Here is a 15225-nt window from a genome sequence, read left to right on the forward strand (position 1 = left end):
AGGCCATCGATGCCCAGGGGCGACGGCGCGCCGTCGGCCCGCTGCCGCAGGCGCGGGGCTCGTTCATCCAGACCCTCGGCCTGTCCCTCGTGCTGTGATCGCCCCCCTGAGCGCGCGCGGCCGGCGGTGGGCGCTCACCGCCGCGCTCGCCGCAGCCTCGCCGGCGTGCGGTGAGGCGGCCGCGACGCGACGCTCGCCGGCGCCGCCGCGATCGCTCGCGCCCGCGGAGCAGGCGGCGGTCGAGGGGCACGGCGGTCGCGGAACGCCGCGCGGCGCGGACCCCACCGGCGGCGCCGACGCAGACGACGAGGGCCCGAGCCGCGCCGGGCCGGACGCGACCGCAGCACAGGGAACCGCGATGCAGGCGCTCCCGACCGCCTGCGCGAACGACGCGGGTTGCGGGTACGACCCCGCGAGCGAGCGCTGTGGGGGCGACCCCCGGCTGAACCGGCAGCCGCCCGTCACGGACCAGGGGATCGTCTGCTACTGCGACGCCGGCGCGTGCGCGATGCTCCGCGTGCTGCCGGTGCCGTGCGAGGGGGACCACGACTGCGCCGTGGCCCACGAGCCGCGCCCGCACCCCGTCCGCGCGACCCGCGAGCGCCCCCACGAGAAGGGGCGACCCTGCCGCGACCTCACGCTGTCGACGACGTGCGAGCGGACGAACATCTGCACCCTGCGCCGCCACGCGTGCCCGGCGCGGTGAGCGGCGCCGCGGGGCGAGCTCAGCTCAGGGCCAGCATGCGATCGATCGGCACGCGCGCGCGCTCGCGCAGCTCGGGCTCCATCTCGAGGCGCGGGGTGAGATCGCGCAGCGCGAGATAGACCTTCTCGAGCGTGTTCAGCCGCATGAAGGGGCACTCGTTGCAGGCGCAGTTGCCCTCGGGCGGCCCCTCGATGAACTCCTTCTGCGGAGACGCCTTCCGCATCTGGTGCACGATGCCGCTCTCCGTCGCGACGATGTACTTCGTCGCGTCGTCCGCGATCGTGTACTTGAGCAGCGCGGTCGTCGATCCGATGTACTCGGCCATCCGCAGGATCGGCTCCTCGCACTCCGGGTGCGCGATGAGCTTCGCGTCCGGGTGGCGCTCGCGCAGCGCGACGATCTTGCGCAGGCTGAACGTCTCGTGCACGACGCAGCTCCCCTGCCACAGGCGCATCGGGCGACCCGTCCGCTCGATGAGCCAGCGCCCGAGGTTCCGGTCGGGCGCGAAGAGGATCTCCTGCCCCTCGGGGATCGCGCGGACGATCTTCTCCGCGTTCGACGAGGTGCAGATGTAGTCGCTCTCCGCCTTCACGTCGGCGGAGCAGTTGATGTAGGAGATCGCGACCGCGCCGGGGTGGCGCGCGCGCCAGGCGCGGTAACGGTCGACGGGGCAGCCGTCGGCGAGCGAGCAGCCGGCCTGCATGTCGGGGACGACGACGATGCGGTCGGGGTTCAGGATCTTCGCCGTCTCGGCCATGAAGTGCACACCGGCGAACAGGATGACATCCGCGGTCGTCTTCTTGGCCTGCTGGGCGAGCTGCAACGAGTCGCCGAGGAAGTCTGCAAGATCCTGGATCTCGCCGTCCTGGTAATAGTGGGCCAGGAGGACGGCGTTCCTCTCCCGCTTCAGGCGGCTGATCTCATCGTGCAGATCCAGGCGCGGGTCGATGGCGGCAGGCTGGGGCGCGGCGCTCGTCATGAACGATAAGGTAGGCACCGCGCGCCGCGATGACCAGGGCTCACGGCCAGCGCGGCGTCCGCCGCGGCTCCCCGGAGCCCGCCGCGCCCAGCGTTGACAACGGCCCGCACCGGTCCACGATCCAGGCCCGCGGCGGGCCCGGCAAAGGCGCGCTCGCCGTGGGCGGCCACGCATGTCTCTCTTGATCCCCCTCGCCCTGCTCGCCGTGGCCGTGCCGCTCATCGTGGCCCTCCTCCGGGCCAACGAGCTATTTTACGTGCGCGTCGAGGGGCAGAACGTCCGGCTGCTCCGGGGCCGGCTGCCGCAACGGCTGCTCGACGACATCGTCGACGTGCTCCGCGCCGCGCCGGTCGGGCGCGGCGCGGTCCGGGTCGTGGTCGAGGACCGGCGGCCCCGGGTCCACGTCGAGGGGGACATCTCCCCGGAGCAAGCTCAGCAGCTCAGGAACACCGTGTCGCTCTGGCCGGTTCCGAAGATCCGCGCGGCCCCGAAGCGCCGCACGGGCGGGTGACCCCTCCGCGCCCGACACCGCTATCCTCACGAGTCAGTCCCGCATGGCCGACGACCAACCCAGAGACAAACCCCCGACATCGAAGCTCGGGCGCCTCGCGCGCCTCGCCGGCCTCGCGCCCCGCACGATCCCGTTCGCGATCGAGGGCGCGAAGCGCGCCCTCGGCGCGCCGCGGACCGAGGAGGAAGAAGCCGAGGCGCGGCGGAGGATGACCCAGGAGGTGAAGAAGACCGCCGAGGCGATGCTGAAGACGCTCGGCGAGATGAAGGGCCTGCCGCTCAAGTTCGGCCAGATGGCGAGCTACATCGACGGGCTCGCGCCGCCTGGGTACGAGGAGAAGTTCCAGGCCACGCTGAAGAAGCTGCTCGACAGGGCGCCGCCCCTGTCGCCCGAGGCCGCGGAGCAGATGGTCGTCCAGGAGCTCGGCGCCCCGCCCCACGAGGTGTTCGCGGCGTGGGAGCGCGAGCCGTTCGCCGCGGCGAGCATCGGGCAGGTGCACCGGGCCACGACGAGGTCGCGGGAGCGGGTCGCCGTCAAGGTGCAGTACCCCGGCATGGACAGGGCGATCGAGAACGACCTGAAGAGCATCTCGATGCTCGAGACGATGATGGCGCCGATCGCGAAGAAGCTGAACGCGCGGCAGACCGTCGACGAGCTCCGCAAGGTGTTCCTGTCCGAGCTCGACTACGCGCGCGAGGCCGAGATGGCCGACCTGTTCCGCCGCATGAACGCGGGGGACGAGGACATCTCCATCCCCCGGATCCACCACAGCCTCACCACGCGGCGCGTCCTCACGCTCGAGCTCGTCGACGGCATGAGCTACGCGGAGTTCTGCGAGCGCGGGAGCCAGGAGGCCAGGAACCGCGCGGGGCTCGCCATCTGGCGCTTCACCTTCCGCTCCATGCTCCGGTACGGCTGGCTCTACGCCGATCCGCACCCGGGCAACTACCGCTTCCACGAGGATGGACGGGTCACGATCCTCGATTTCGGGTGCGTGAAGGAGCTCCCGCCCGACCTCGTGGACGGCATGAAGCGCTACATGCGCGCCGCCATGGACGCGGATTGGAAGGAGTTCGACCGGGCCTGCGTGGAGGTGCTCGGCTACGACCCGAACGACGAGAGCTGGGACCTCTACCGGAGCTACACGATGGAGCTCATGGTCCCGTTCTGCACGCAGGGGACCTGGACGTGCTCCCCGGAGAAGGCGCGCGAGACGGTGGCGTACCTGACGCGCGGCATCCGGGGGCTCGCCTTCAAGCAGGGAGCGAATATGCCCACCATCCCCCACGTGCCGAAGATGCCGCAGGACTTCACGTTCGTGAATCGGCTGCAGTGGGGGCTCGCCTCCGTGCTGGCAGGGCTCCGCACCCAGGCCGCGTTCCGGCGGACCGTCGATCCGTGGGTGCGCGACGGCCTGTACCCGGTCCCCGATTGAGCCGGGCCGCAGGCAGCCTCGTCGGCACGGGCGAGCCGGCGATGTCGCCTCCGCCGTGGCTCTCAACTTGACCTCGATCCCGCGCGCTGTGACATTCGATCGGGGCATGGACGACGAGAGGGCGGCCTGCGAAAGGCGCGTGGGGACCACCCTGCGGGGCAAATGGACGATCGATCGCCTCCTCGGGATCGGCGGGATGGCCGCCGTCTATGCCGCGACCCACAAGATCGGGCGGCGCGAGGCGATCAAGATCCTCCACCCCGAGGTGGCGCGCTCGAAGGACCTGCGCGCCCGGTTCGAGCGCGAGGCGCAGGCGGTCAACCAGTTCCAGCACCCCGGCGTGGTCGAGATCCGCGACATCGACATGACCGAGGACGGCGCGCCGTTCCTCGTGATGGAGCTGCTCGAAGGCGAGTCGCTCGCCGACCGGCTCCAGCGGCTCGGCAACATCGAGACAGGCGAGATGCTGCGGTTCATGGACGAGCTCCTCGACGTGCTCGGCGCGGCGCACGAGCGGGGGATCATCCACCGCGACATCAAGCTCGACAACCTCTTCGCCGAGACGACAGGGCGCCTCAAGGTGCTCGATTTCGGCATCGCGCGCATGCGGGACGGCGTGAAGACCGCGATGCGGACCCGCACCGGCGCGACGCTCGGGACCGTGTCGTACATGGCCCCGGAGCAGGTGCGCGGCATCTCGGTCGATCACAGGGCAGACCTCTTCGCGGTGGGCGCGACGATGTTCCGGGTGATCGCGAAGCGGCGCATCCACGAGGCGCGCACGGAGTCCGAGCTGCTCGTGAAGATGGCGACCATGGCGGCGCCGGCGCTCGCGAGCGTCGCGCCGGAGGCGCCGCAGGGGCTGTGCGCCCTCGTGGACAGGGCGCTCGCGTTCGATCGCGAGCGGCGCTACCCGGACGCCCGCACGATGCAGGCGGACATCCGGGCGCTCCTGCGCGGGGAGGCGCCGCCCTACGCGACGGCGCGCCTCGCGGCGGGCGACGCGCCGTCGACGGGCGCGCCGCAGCTCTCCCCGATGCTCGCGGCCGCCGCCGCCGCGCAGGAAACGCCGGCCGAGCCGCGGCCGGCGGCCGCGTCGGGCCCGCGCTGGAACGAGGGGGGCTCGGCGCCCGCGATCGGGTCGGAGCCGAACCCGGGCAGCCGCGGCGCGACGGCGTCGTGGGACGCGCCCACGATGGCCGCGCCCGGCCCCGGCGGCGCGATGGATGCCGCCCAGGCGCACGGAGGCCACCCCGGCATGCCGCAGGGCATCGCCGGGGCGCCGAATGGACCGCCGTCGGCCCTGTACAACACGGGAGCAGGTCAGGCGGGAGCGCTCGGCGCGCCCGCCTCGCGGCACGGCGCCAGCATGCCCCACAGCGCGCCCGCGGCGCTGCACAACAGCGGCGTGTCCTACGGCGCGCCCGCCCCGCCGCACGGCGCCAGCATGCCCCACAGCGCGCCTGCGTCGCTCCACAACACCGGCGCGCCCCTGCACAACAGCGGCGTGCCCTACGGCGCGCCCGCCTCGCTGCACAACACCGGCGCATCGCTGCACAACACCGGCGCGCCCCTGCACAACAGCGGCGTGCCCTACGGCGCGCCCGCCTCGCTGCACAACACCGGCGCCTCGCTGCACAACACCGGCGCGCCCCTGCACAACAGCGGCGTGTCCTACGGCGCGCCCGCGTCGCTCCACAACACCGGCGCGTCCTACGGCGCGCCGGCCGCGCACAGCGCCAGCGCGCCGTACGGCGAGCAGGCGGCGGCCGGCTGGGCTCCGCGCCCCGCTCCGCCGAAGCAGCCGTCGAAGCTCGTGATCCTTGTCGCGGTCAGCAGCGCGGCGCTCGTGATCGCGAGCGCGATCGCGGTGTGGATGGCGCTCGGCAACGGGTCGCAGGACGATGCGATGCAGCGCGACCTCTTGCCCGCGCAGAGCGCGAGCGCCAGGCCGACCCCGCTCGCTCCCTCGGAGAGCACCCATGAGCTGCGGCGCGACGATGGAGAGGAGCCGGAGGCGATACGCCCGGACCAGCCGAGCCCCGCGGCGAGCCCTGCGCCCCCCGCCACGTTCATCATCAAGTTCCCAGAGAACAGGCAGCGGACGAGAAAATCACGCGACGACTGAAGGCAGAATCGCCGAACATGGAGCTCCGCCCCCTCATGGTCACGAGGACATGCCTGCGCGCTCGATCGATGCTCGTCGGGTCTGCGCTCGTGCTCGCGCTGTCGGGAGCGTGCTCGGACCCGGTGCCGCCGTTCGAACCGGGACCTGACGCGAGCAGCAGCGCCGGCGGCAGCGGCGGCAGCGGCGGCAGCGGCGGCAGCGGCGGCAGCGGCGGCGCGCCGCTCTGCAGCCTCGGCGAGGAGCAGCCTTGCTACCCCGGCGCGGCGGACACGGAGGGCGTCGGCGTGTGCAAGTCGGGCGTGCGGAGGTGCCAGCCTGATGGCCAGAGCTTCGGCGAGTGCGAGGGCGCCGTGGTCCCCCGGCCCGAAGACTGCGGCAGCACCGTGGACGACGACTGCGACGGGGAGACGAACGAGCCCGACGCCGGGTGCGTGTGCACGCCGGGGCAGATCGAGGCCTGCTACAGCGGGCCCGAGGGGACCGACGGCGTCGGGCTCTGCGCCGCGGGGCTGCGCGTGTGCGACATCTCGGGGACGTCGTGGCGGCCATGCAGCGGCCAGGTCACCCCCGCGCGGGAGACCTGCACGGACGACATCGACGAGGACTGCGACGGCTTCGCCTGCAGCGCCCCGCTCTGGGCCGATCTCTTCGGCGACCCGAACATCCAGAGCGCGACCGGCGCCGGCATCGACACGCAGGGCAACCTCTACGTCGGCGGCACCTTCTCGGGGAGCATCAACCTCGGCGGTGAGACCCTGGTGAGCATCGGCACCGCCGACGTGTACATCGCGAGCTTCGACCCTTCCGGAGCCCACCGCTGGAGCGCGAGGCTCGGCGGCAGCGGCGCCGAGACGCTCAACGGGCTCGCCCTGACGCCCACCGATGACGTCGTGCTCGGCGGGACGTTCTACGGCTCGTTCATGTTCGGGGACGCGACGCTGCGCAGCACCAACGCGCTCGACAGCTTCGTCGTCACGCTGGACAAGGACGGCCACCCCGGCTGGGCGCGCCAGATCGGGGACGCCGCGGACCAGACGCTGAAATCCATCGCGGTCGACACGGCGGGAAACATCGTGATCGCCGGTTATTTCAGCGGCTCGCTGGTCTGCTCCGCGCCGCCGGTCTCGGCCTGCGCCACCAGCTCAGGCGGCACCGACATCTTCGTGCGCAAATACGATCCGTCCGGCGCTGTCCTGTGGACCAGGATCTACGGAGACAACTCGAACCAGTTCGCGATGAGCGTCGCCGTCGACGCCGAGGGCAGCGTATTCCTCACCGGCAGGTACTTCGGCACCCTGACCATCGGGCCCCGCCAGGTGAGGAACAGCGGGCTCGGGACGAACCTGTTCGTCGCGAAGCTCGACAGCAACGGCAACGGCGTCTGGCTCTCGGACTACGGCGACACGCTGTCGCAGGCCGGCACCGGGATCGACGCCGCCCCGTCGGGCGCGGTGCTCGTGACGGGCACGTACACGGGCTCGCTCGACTTCGGCCCGGCAGGCGCGCTCCCCACCAACGACGTGCAGTCAGCGTTCGTGGCGTCGCTCGCCCCCGACGGCACGCCCGTGTGGGCGCGCTGGTTCGCCGGCGATGGACCGCAGGAGAGCGCGTCGGTCGCCGTGGACGCGAAGAACAACGTCGTGGTGACCGGCTCGGTGCAGGGCGTGGTCGACCTCGGCGGCGGGCCGCTCCCGGGCGGCGGCGGCTTCGACGCCTTCGTCGCGAAGCTCGACGCCGAGGGCGAGCACCTCTGGGGCAAGGTGCTCGGCGCCGCCGGCAACCAGAAGTCGAACGCCGCGGCGATCGCGGCGGACACAGGGGTCATCCTGCTCTGCGGCGCGGCCGAAGGGTCGATCGATTTCGGCCTCGGCGCGCACGCGGCGAACGGGACCGACATGTTCGCCGTGATCCTGTCGCCGTAGGCGCTGCCTGAGGACGCCGCGGCGCTCCGCCAGGGCGCGCCGCGGGCGCCCGCGGGGATCACGCCGACGCGGTCCGTCTCCGCTCAGGCGGCGGCGCCGCGGGCGCCGGCGGGGATCAGGTCGACGCGGCCGAGCTCCTCGTTGGTCGACGCGATGGCAGCGCGGATCGGCTCGCCGACTCCATAGCGGCGGTCCGCGCCGACCAGCGCCTGGGCGGCGACGTCGATGCGGTACGGGCCGCCCGGCAGCGCCTCCAGCGCGATCGTGCCCGTCGCGCCGGACTGGAGCATCTGGACGACGAGGCCGAACGGCTTGATGGCGACGATGTTGCCCTCGATCTCCTCGCCGATGCGCGAGGCGAACAGCCGCGCGACGAGCATGCGGTGCCGCTCCGTCTCGGCCTTGGCGGCGCTGCGCGCGCGCGCGTTCAGGTGATGCGAGAGCGACGCGAGCGCCTCGACGTCCTCGAGCTGATCGCGGTGGCCCTGGAGGTAGCGCTTGACGACGCGGTGCGCCGCGAGGTCGGCGTAGCGGCGGATGGGCGAGGTGAAGTGCAGGTACAGCGGGGCGCCCAGGCCGAAATGCAGGCCCGCCGCGGCCGTGTAGCGGGCAGGGCCGAGCGCCTTGCCGAGCACGGTGCGGATCGCCGGCGCGAGCCCGGAGCCCCGGAACTGCGCCTCGAACGCCGCGAGGCCGCGGGGGCTCAGGTGCGGGCCGAAGCCGGCCTCGACGCCGAAGTTGTGCGCGAAGTGCTCGAGCGTCCGGACGCGCTCCTCCGTGGGCTCGTCGTGGACGCGGAAGACGCACGGGAGGCCGCGCGCCACCAGCCAGGTGGCCACGGCCTCGTTCGCCGCGACCATCAGCCGCTCGATGAGGCGGTGCGCGCCCGTGTCGGAGCGCGGCGCGACGCCGGTCGGCTCGCGCGTCTCGGAGTCCAGCGTCACGTACGCCTCCTCGCGGTCGAGCTCGACGCCGCCGCGCGCCGCGCGGACCGTCGACAGCCGCGCGGCCGCGGTGCGGAGCCAGCGCACGACCGGCGCGACCGACGCGGGCACGTCGGCGGAGCGGCCGGTGCTCAGGAACTCCTCGACGGCGTCGTACGAGAGGCGCGCGTGCGAGCGGATCACGCTCTCGTGGAGGTCGATCGAGGTGACGCCGCCCTCGGGGTCGATGCGCAGCTCGGCCGTGACGGCGAGCCGATCGACGCCCGGGAGCAGGCTCGCCGCCTCGCTCGAGATCGCGTCCGGGATCATCGGGATGACGCGGCCCGCCAGGTAGACGCTCGTGCCGCGGGCGCGGGCCTCCTGATCGAGCGGCGAGCCCTCCGGGACGAGCGCGTCCACGTCGGCGATGGAGACGAAGACGCGGAGCGCGCCGTCCGGGCCGGCCGGCAGCACGGAGACGGCGTCGTCGATGTCCGTGGTGACCGGCGCGTCGATCGTGATCGTGGTGAGCTCGCGCAGGTCGCGGCGGCCGCGCGCGAGCTCGCGCTCGATCGACACCGCCGCCGCCGCGGCGCGCGACGCCTCGACGACGTCGGCCGGGAACACGGCGCGCACGCCGTTGCGGGCGAGGCAGCGCTCGATGCCGAGATCGGCGCCCGGCGCGACGACGCGCGCCGGGACGACCGCCGCGCCCTCGAGGGTCGCGACCACCGCCGTGCCCTCGGCGAGGTCGTCGGCGCTGCCCGGCTTGAACGGCCAGTCGGTGTTGGACACCAGGCGATCGACCCGGAGGTGCGGCCGCTTCGCGTGCGAGACGACCGTCCCGAAGAGCTCGGAGCGGTCGCGCTGGACCAGGACGAGCTGCGACGCGCTGTAGCGGCCCGGCTCCGCCTCCACGACCGTCGCGTCGACGACGTCGCCGTCGAGGAACGGGTTGAGATCGGGCGGCGTCACGAAGGCGGTCACCGGGCCCGCGGCAGCCCCGCCGGGCTTGCCCGGCTCCGGCGAGGCCTCGATGTTCAGAAACCCGAAGCCGCGCGGGTTGACCGAGATGCGTCCACGAACCTGTCCGTTCATGGGCGCCGAAGGTACGCCAGGTCCTGGCATTTTCGAGCGCCATCGTCCGGCGGACGGCCACGGCGCCACCGAGGAGATTACCGTGAAGCGGCAAAGTTCGGAGGTGGCGCGACACCGCAGCACGGCGCGATCGACCGCGGGAACAACGCGCTTCAAGGCGCCTCGCGCGACGCTCGCGCAGACGCGATGTGCGCGAGACGCCGACACACAACAGACACTGTGAGACCCACCTCGCGGGCGCGCCGCGAGGCAGCAAAGGTGCTCCCTCCCACGGATCCGCCGCTCCGGATCGGCTTATACTCGGCCCATCGTGGAAGACTCAGGGGACATCATCGAGCTGGCGCGTGTGATGCCTCGGGACCGCTTCGTCCGCAGGGTGACGAACCTGCTCCTCGTGGTGTCGGAGGTCGGCGCCGACGGCCAGCAGATCGCCTTCCGGACCGTCGCGGCCTCGCCGGCGGCGCACCGGAAGCCGCCGCCCCCGCCCGGTCCGGCGAGCGAGGTGTTCGAGATCGTCAAGGCGAAGGGCAACCCTTATCCCGATCAGATCTCGGTGGGCCGCACGCGCAACTGCGATGTGGTGCTGCGCAACCCGTCGGTGTCGAAGCTGCACGCGCACTTCCGGCTGGACGCGCAGGGGCAGCTCGTGATCATCGACAACGGCTCACAGAACGGCACCCGCGTGAACGGCAAGCTGCTCACCGAGAGCGAGCCGCACGCGGTCGCGGTGGGCGACGTGATCCAGTTCGGCCGGCTCACGACCTCGCTGCTCGACGCGGCGCGCCTCTTCGACATGGTGCGCGAGCAGGCGCGCGTCGCGAGGGACCAGGCGAACCGCTGATCGCCGCGCGGGCGGCGGCGATCAGAACCGGTATCCCACGGCGACGCTCGGGAAGAACATCGTGAACGTGCCGTGGGCGCGCTCCTCGAACACGACCTTCTTGCCCGGCGCGCACTCGACGGTCGGGTCCTGCGGGTCGCAATCGGCGCCGACCACGTAGGTGTTGCCCGTCTCGAACGGGGGGCCGTCGACGAGGAAGAAGCCGACGCCCATGGCCGCCGTGGCGCTGAGCCGCCCGAGCTTGAGGCGCAGCCGGAGCTCGGGCATCGCGAACGGGGCGGCGTGGCGGACCGCGTTGCCCCCGTTGGTCACGGCCACGCCGATGGTCCTGCGATCGTCGGACGCCGAGCCGGTCACCTCGTCGCTGGACTCGGCGAGCACGACGCCGAGCCCGAGCGCGCCGCCGACGTCGAACCACGACGAGAGCTCGTGGTGGTAGCTGCCGCCGACCATCACGGTCACGCCCGCCATCCGGAGGTCGTCGTGGAAGGTGTACCGGATCGGGAGCCTCTCCTCGCCCCCGCGCGGGTCGACGTACGTCGTGTCCACCGAGCGCACGAGCTCGGTGCGGAGGTGCAGGTACCCGGCCGTGAGCTCGATGGCGGCGCCGCTCGGGAACTGATAGCTGCCGCGCAGGCCGGCCAGGACGCCGGACGGGCGCGAGACGCCGGAGCAGCGGTAGCTGCTGCAGCTCCGCTCGGCGTCGCTCTCGAGCGACGAGGCGAAGGCGTAGCCGGCGACCGCCGCCAGCCGGAAGAACCCGACCCTGCGACCCCAGCGCGGGTGGCCCTCGTCGATGGCGAGCGGCAGGACGATATCGCCCGTGGTCTTCCTGTCGATCGTCGTGCGGAGCGTGCGCGCGAAGTAGCCGGGCTCGTGCGCCTCGAAGGTGTGGCGCCCGAGCGGGAGCGCCCCGCGCCACTGCCCGTGGCCGACCGGGACGCCGTTGATGGTCAGCGCCGCGCTCAGCGGCTGGGCGACGACGCGGACCTCCTCCCCGAGCGGGCCGGCCTCGACCGTGGCGACGGCGAGCTGCCCCGCGACGACGTTGGCCTCGCGCGGCGCGGAGCCGAGGTTGCCCTTGCGCACCGAGTAGAAATGCGGGCCAGGCGCGAGCGTGCCCTCCCACGGGAGCTGCCCGATCAGCGTGCCGTCGACGAAGAGGTCGGCGCCGACGAGCCGCTCGTCCTCGATCTTGAGGCGTCCCGTGCTGGCGAGCGGCTCGAGCTTCGCGTCGACCGTCGCGGTCTCGGCGATCTTGACGGTCAGGATCGCCTCGAACGTGCGCCAGCCGTCCTTGACGACGCGGAGCGTGTGGCCCCCGGGGAGCAGCCGGATCGGGCCGGCGAGGGGGAGCCGGCCGCGCGGCCTGCCGTCGATGAGCACCAGGCCGTCGACGTTCGACGAGACGAGCACGCTGCCGATGCGCCCGCGCAGGACGGCGATCGTGGACACGACGCCACGGCGCTCCGGCTCGCCGAGCTCCGCGCGGAACTCGGTGAGCAGCGCCTCGTAGAGCTGGAGCGCCTCGTCGTAACGACCGAGCTGATCGAGGCAGAACGCGGCGTTGAGGGTATTGGGGACCGACGCGACCACCTGGCGCGAGCGGAGGTAGAGCTCGAGCGCGCGCTGGCAGTCGCCGATCTTGCGCAGCTCGTTGCCCGCCTGGAAGAGCTCCTTGGCCCGGGCGAGCGCCTCGTCGGGAGACGCGGGAGACGCAGGGGACGCGGGCGGCGCGGGCTCGGCCGGCGGCGCCGCAGCGGGCGGCTCGGGGGGAGCGGCCGGCGCGGGCGGCTCGGCCTGCGCGCGCGCCGGGGGCGCCGCGAGCGCGGCGGCGAGCGCGCACGCGGCGCAGGAGAGCCGCGGGGAGCGAGGCGCGCGCGGCGACTGCGTCACCACCGGTCGACCGGCATCACCGCGGTCGGGGCCGGCGGCGCGGCGGGGGACGCCGACGCGCCGGCCGCGTCGGAGGCGCCGCGCGGGGTACGCTGCGGCTTCTCGCGGCGCGGCGGCGGCGCGGCGGCGGCCGAGGCGGAGGCCGGCGCGGGCGGCTGGAGATCGATGCGATCGGGGCGCAGCTTGCCGTCGCTCAGCATGAACACCGTCTGCTTGACGGTGGCGCCGCCGCGGCTCACCTCGACCTCGAACATGTCGCCGGCCTTGCCCGTCAGGTCGAGCCGGCCCTCGCTCACCGGGCGCGCGGCGCCGTTGACCCGCACCGTCGCCTCCTCCGGGAGCGTCACGACCGCGGTGAAGGACGCCGCGGTCGGCGCCGGCGGAGGCGCGGGCTCGGGCGCGGCGGGCGGCGGGGGCTCGCTCGCGCTGGCCGGCGCGGCGCGCCCGTCGTCGGCCGTCGAGGCGCGCAGGGCGAGGCCGCCGCCGAGCGCGGCGAGGGCGGCCGCCGTGACCGCCGCCCCGACGAAGCGCCGCCGCGCCGCGCCGCCGGCCGCCTGCGCCGCCGTGAAGGAGCTGCCGCCGATCGAGCGCTCCTCGCCCTCGACGGAGCGGGAGAGCCGGGACTCGCGGCGCAGCTCGGCGATCGGCGTGGCGCGGGCGCGGCGCTCCGCGTCGACGCCGCGGAGCTGATCGAGCGTGACGATCTCCGCGCCGTCCGCGTGCGGCTCGAGCGCGGCGATCAGCTCGTCCATGCTCTGCCAGCGCTCGGCGGGATCCCGGTGCAGGCCGCGGTGCACGACGGCGGCGAGCGCCGGGTCGAGCCACGGCGCGGCCTCGCCGAGCGGCGGCACGCGCTCGGTGCAGATCGAGACCAGGAGCTCGGCGAGCGAGGCGTTCGGATCCCAGGGGCAGCTGCCGCAGAGCGCCTGGTAGAGCGAGACGCAGAGGCTCCAGACGTCGGAGCGGCCGTCGACGTCCCGCGCCATCTTCGCCTGCTCGGGCGACATGTAGATCGGCGACCCGAGCACGCCGCCGGCGCGCGTGAGCTCGTGCGAGACGCCGTCGCCGGTGCGCTTCGCGATGCCGAAGTCGCAGACCTTGACGACGATGCGGCGATCGCTCGAGGACGGCGGGCGCATCGAGCCGGACGGGCGGCGGACGGACGGCGGCGGGCGCATCGAGCCCGACCGGCGCTGGCCGGAGGGCGGCGGCGGCCGGACCGAGCCGGCGCTGCGCCGGGACGGCGGCGGCGCCATCGAGCTCGATCCGCGGTGCGCCGCGGCGTCGAAGGGCGCGTGCAGGAAGAGGTTCGCGGGCTTGATGTCGCGGTGCACGATGCCCTCGGCGTGCGCGGCGGCGAGCCCGCGCGCCGCCTGGATGAACACGCGCACGACCGGCGCCGGCTCCAGCGGCCCGCGCATCCGGAGGAGCTTGGCGAGGTCGACGCCGTGAAGCAGCTCCATGATGATGAACGGCGTCGCGAGCGTGAGATCCGTCCCGAGCTCGAACGTCTTCACGACGTGCGGGCTGTGGATCGCGGTCACCGCGCGCGCCTCGCGGATGAACCGGCGCACGGCGTGATCGTCCTGCCCGACGGCGCTCTTGAAGATGACCTTGGCCGCGACCCGCCGCCCCTCGGGCGACTCCGCCTCGTAGACGGCGCCCATCCCGCCGCGCCCGATCAGGCGGCGCACCGCGTACCGGCCGCCGAGCTCGCGGCCGACCAGCGGATCGGTGTCGGCGCCGGCGCGCTCGGCGATGGCCTCGCGCAGCTCGGGGTCGAGCGGCCTCAGCATGTCGACGGTGAGCCGCTCCTCGCCGCCCGAGGCGGCGCGCAGCGCCTCGGCGAACGCCTCGATCGACGGGTAGCGCCGGTCCACGTCGCTGTGCAGCGCGAGCGAGAGCGCGGTCGCGAGGCGCGCCTCGATCCACGGGGCGCGATCCTGGATCGAGGGGAGCTGCGCGAGCGACGCCAGCGGCCCGTCGGCGGCCGTGTCGGCGGGGCCGAGATCGGCGGTGTCGGGGGTGACGTCGAGCTCGGCCCACGGGGAGACGCCGCACAGCATCTCGTAGAGCGTCGCCGCCAGGCCGAAGACGTCGCCCCGGACGTCCGCCGCGCGGTCCCGCGGCCCCGACGCCTCGCGGTGGTGACCGGAGCTCCGCGCCTTTCCGGAGCTCGAGGCGGCCGTGTCGTGGCCCTTCGAGAGGCCGAAACCGAAGACGCGGACCAGGACCTCGCCGGTCGAGAGGTGCTCGAGGAAGATGCGCGCCGGGCGGACGTCGCGGTAGACGAGGCCCGCGGCGTGGACCGCGGAGAGCCCGGCGGCGGCCTGGAGCGCGATCCGCACGGCGACGTCGGGCGAGAGCGGCCCGGTCTCGGCGAGCAGGGCGGCGACGTCGGTGCCGTCGAGCAGCGGCATCACGAGGTAGGCGAGATCCCGCTCGAGATCGTGACCGGCGTCGACGATCGGGACGACGTGGGCGTTGTCGAGCTTCGACGTGACGCTCGCCTCGCGGCTGAGCCGCGAGAGCGTGTCCTCGGTGACGACCTCGGGCCGCAGCACCTTCAGCGCGACGCGGCGGCCGGAGGGGCCCCGGGCCTCGAACACGACACCGAACCCCTGCGAGGAGAGGACGCGGACGATCCGATACCCACCCGTGAGCGCGCCCCCCACGAGCGCGGTCGGATCCGTGAGATGTGCTGTCCGCCCCATCACGTCAAGCATACGACGGCCCCTCGCGCCCCACAAAGCATGAGTCTCAGGCGACCTCGGAGGCGCGCTGCG

11 protein-coding genes (1 of these 11 running past the window's edge) are annotated in these 15225 nt (G+C 73.7%); 7 read left to right on the top strand and 4 right to left on the bottom strand.

Annotation, left to right across the window (positions count from 1 at the left end; translation table 11 throughout):
• Positions 1-98, top strand: partial view of a hypothetical protein gene (locus tag WME96_RS38440; protein ID WP_437286529.1) — the final stretch only. Its footprint begins 724 nt before the window's first position; only the last 98 of its 822 coding nucleotides appear in the window; the start codon falls outside the window, past its left edge; it ends in the stop codon at positions 96-98.
• Positions 95-706 (top strand): hypothetical protein, encoded by a 612-nt coding sequence (locus WME96_RS38445; RefSeq protein ID WP_437286530.1) that lies wholly within the window; start codon positions 95-97, stop codon positions 704-706. Before WME96_RS38440 ends, WME96_RS38445 begins: the two co-directional genes overlap by 4 nt.
• Before the next feature lie 19 nt (positions 707-725).
• Here WME96_RS38445 and nadA read toward each other — a convergent pair whose 3' ends face one another.
• Entirely contained in the window at positions 726-1685 is a 960-nt protein-coding gene (gene nadA, locus WME96_RS38450) for a quinolinate synthase NadA (RefSeq protein WP_437286531.1), read from the bottom strand.
• Positions 1686-1857: 172 nt separating this feature from the next.
• On the opposite strand from nadA, the gene WME96_RS38455 reads away from it, so the two are divergent.
• The 4 genes from WME96_RS38455 (at position 1858) to WME96_RS38470 (ending at position 7681) form a co-directional block, all read left to right on the top strand.
• Complete coding sequence (locus WME96_RS38455; protein ID WP_437286532.1) at positions 1858-2196, top strand: DUF3634 family protein; 339 nt, start codon at positions 1858-1860, stop codon at positions 2194-2196.
• A gap of 43 nt (positions 2197-2239) precedes the next feature.
• The gene (locus WME96_RS38460) at positions 2240-3631 is read left to right on the top strand and encodes an ABC1 kinase family protein (protein ID WP_437286533.1); all 1392 of its coding nucleotides are present in this window, start codon (positions 2240-2242) and stop codon (positions 3629-3631) included.
• Between the two features lie 106 nt (positions 3632-3737).
• Entirely contained in the window at positions 3738-5759 is a 2022-nt protein-coding gene (locus tag WME96_RS38465) for a protein kinase domain-containing protein (protein ID WP_437286534.1), read from the top strand.
• A gap of 17 nt (positions 5760-5776) precedes the next feature.
• Positions 5777-7681, top strand: a complete 1905-nt coding sequence (locus WME96_RS38470) for a hypothetical protein (RefSeq protein WP_437286535.1) — start codon at positions 5777-5779, stop codon at positions 7679-7681.
• Positions 7682-7764: 83 nt separating this feature from the next.
• Here WME96_RS38470 and WME96_RS38475 read toward each other — a convergent pair whose 3' ends face one another.
• Entirely contained in the window at positions 7765-9702 is a 1938-nt protein-coding gene (locus WME96_RS38475; RefSeq protein ID WP_437286536.1) for a ribonuclease R family protein, read from the bottom strand.
• A gap of 310 nt (positions 9703-10012) precedes the next feature.
• On the opposite strand from WME96_RS38475, the gene WME96_RS38480 reads away from it, so the two are divergent.
• A complete protein-coding gene (locus WME96_RS38480; RefSeq protein ID WP_433929854.1) occupies positions 10013-10543 on the top strand; it encodes an FHA domain-containing protein in 531 nt (176 codons plus the stop codon).
• A 21-nt stretch (positions 10544-10564) separates the two neighbouring features.
• On the opposite strand, the gene WME96_RS38485 is transcribed toward WME96_RS38480, so the two are convergent.
• Complete coding sequence (locus tag WME96_RS38485) at positions 10565-12439, bottom strand: PEGA domain-containing protein (protein WP_437286537.1); 1875 nt, start codon at positions 12437-12439, stop codon at positions 10565-10567.
• Positions 12436-15153 carry a serine/threonine-protein kinase gene (locus WME96_RS38490; RefSeq protein ID WP_437286538.1) on the bottom strand — a complete coding sequence of 906 codons (2718 nt, stop codon included), beginning with the start codon at positions 15151-15153 and terminating at the stop codon, positions 12436-12438. Before WME96_RS38490 ends, WME96_RS38485 begins: the two co-directional genes overlap by 4 nt.
• Positions 15154-15225 lie beyond the last annotated feature (72 nt).

It is taken from the genome of Sorangium sp. So ce406, assembly GCF_051474675.1.
GTDB classification, from domain to species: Bacteria; Myxococcota_A; Polyangia; order Polyangiales; family Polyangiaceae; genus Sorangium; species Sorangium cellulosum_G.

Bases quoted from the DNA above. Each gene is read 5' to 3' on its own strand.
- WME96_RS38460 (WP_437286533.1), top strand. From the start codon at position 2,240: ATGGCCGACGACCAACCCAGAGACAAACCCCCGACATCGAAGCTCGGG.
- WME96_RS38455 (WP_437286532.1), top strand. From the start codon at position 1,858: ATGTCTCTCTTGATCCCCCTCGCCCTGCTCGCCGTGGCCGTGCCGCTC.
- WME96_RS38490 (WP_437286538.1), bottom strand. From the start codon at position 15,153: ATGGGGCGGACAGCACATCTCACGGATCCGACCGCGCTCGTGGGGGGC.
- WME96_RS38475 (WP_437286536.1), bottom strand. From the start codon at position 9,702: ATGAACGGACAGGTTCGTGGACGCATCTCGGTCAACCCGCGCGGCTTC.
- WME96_RS38470 (WP_437286535.1), top strand. From the start codon at position 5,777: ATGGAGCTCCGCCCCCTCATGGTCACGAGGACATGCCTGCGCGCTCGA.
- nadA (WP_437286531.1), bottom strand. From the start codon at position 1,685: ATGACGAGCGCCGCGCCCCAGCCTGCCGCCATCGACCCGCGCCTGGAT.
- WME96_RS38465 (WP_437286534.1), top strand. From the start codon at position 3,738: ATGGACGACGAGAGGGCGGCCTGCGAAAGGCGCGTGGGGACCACCCTG.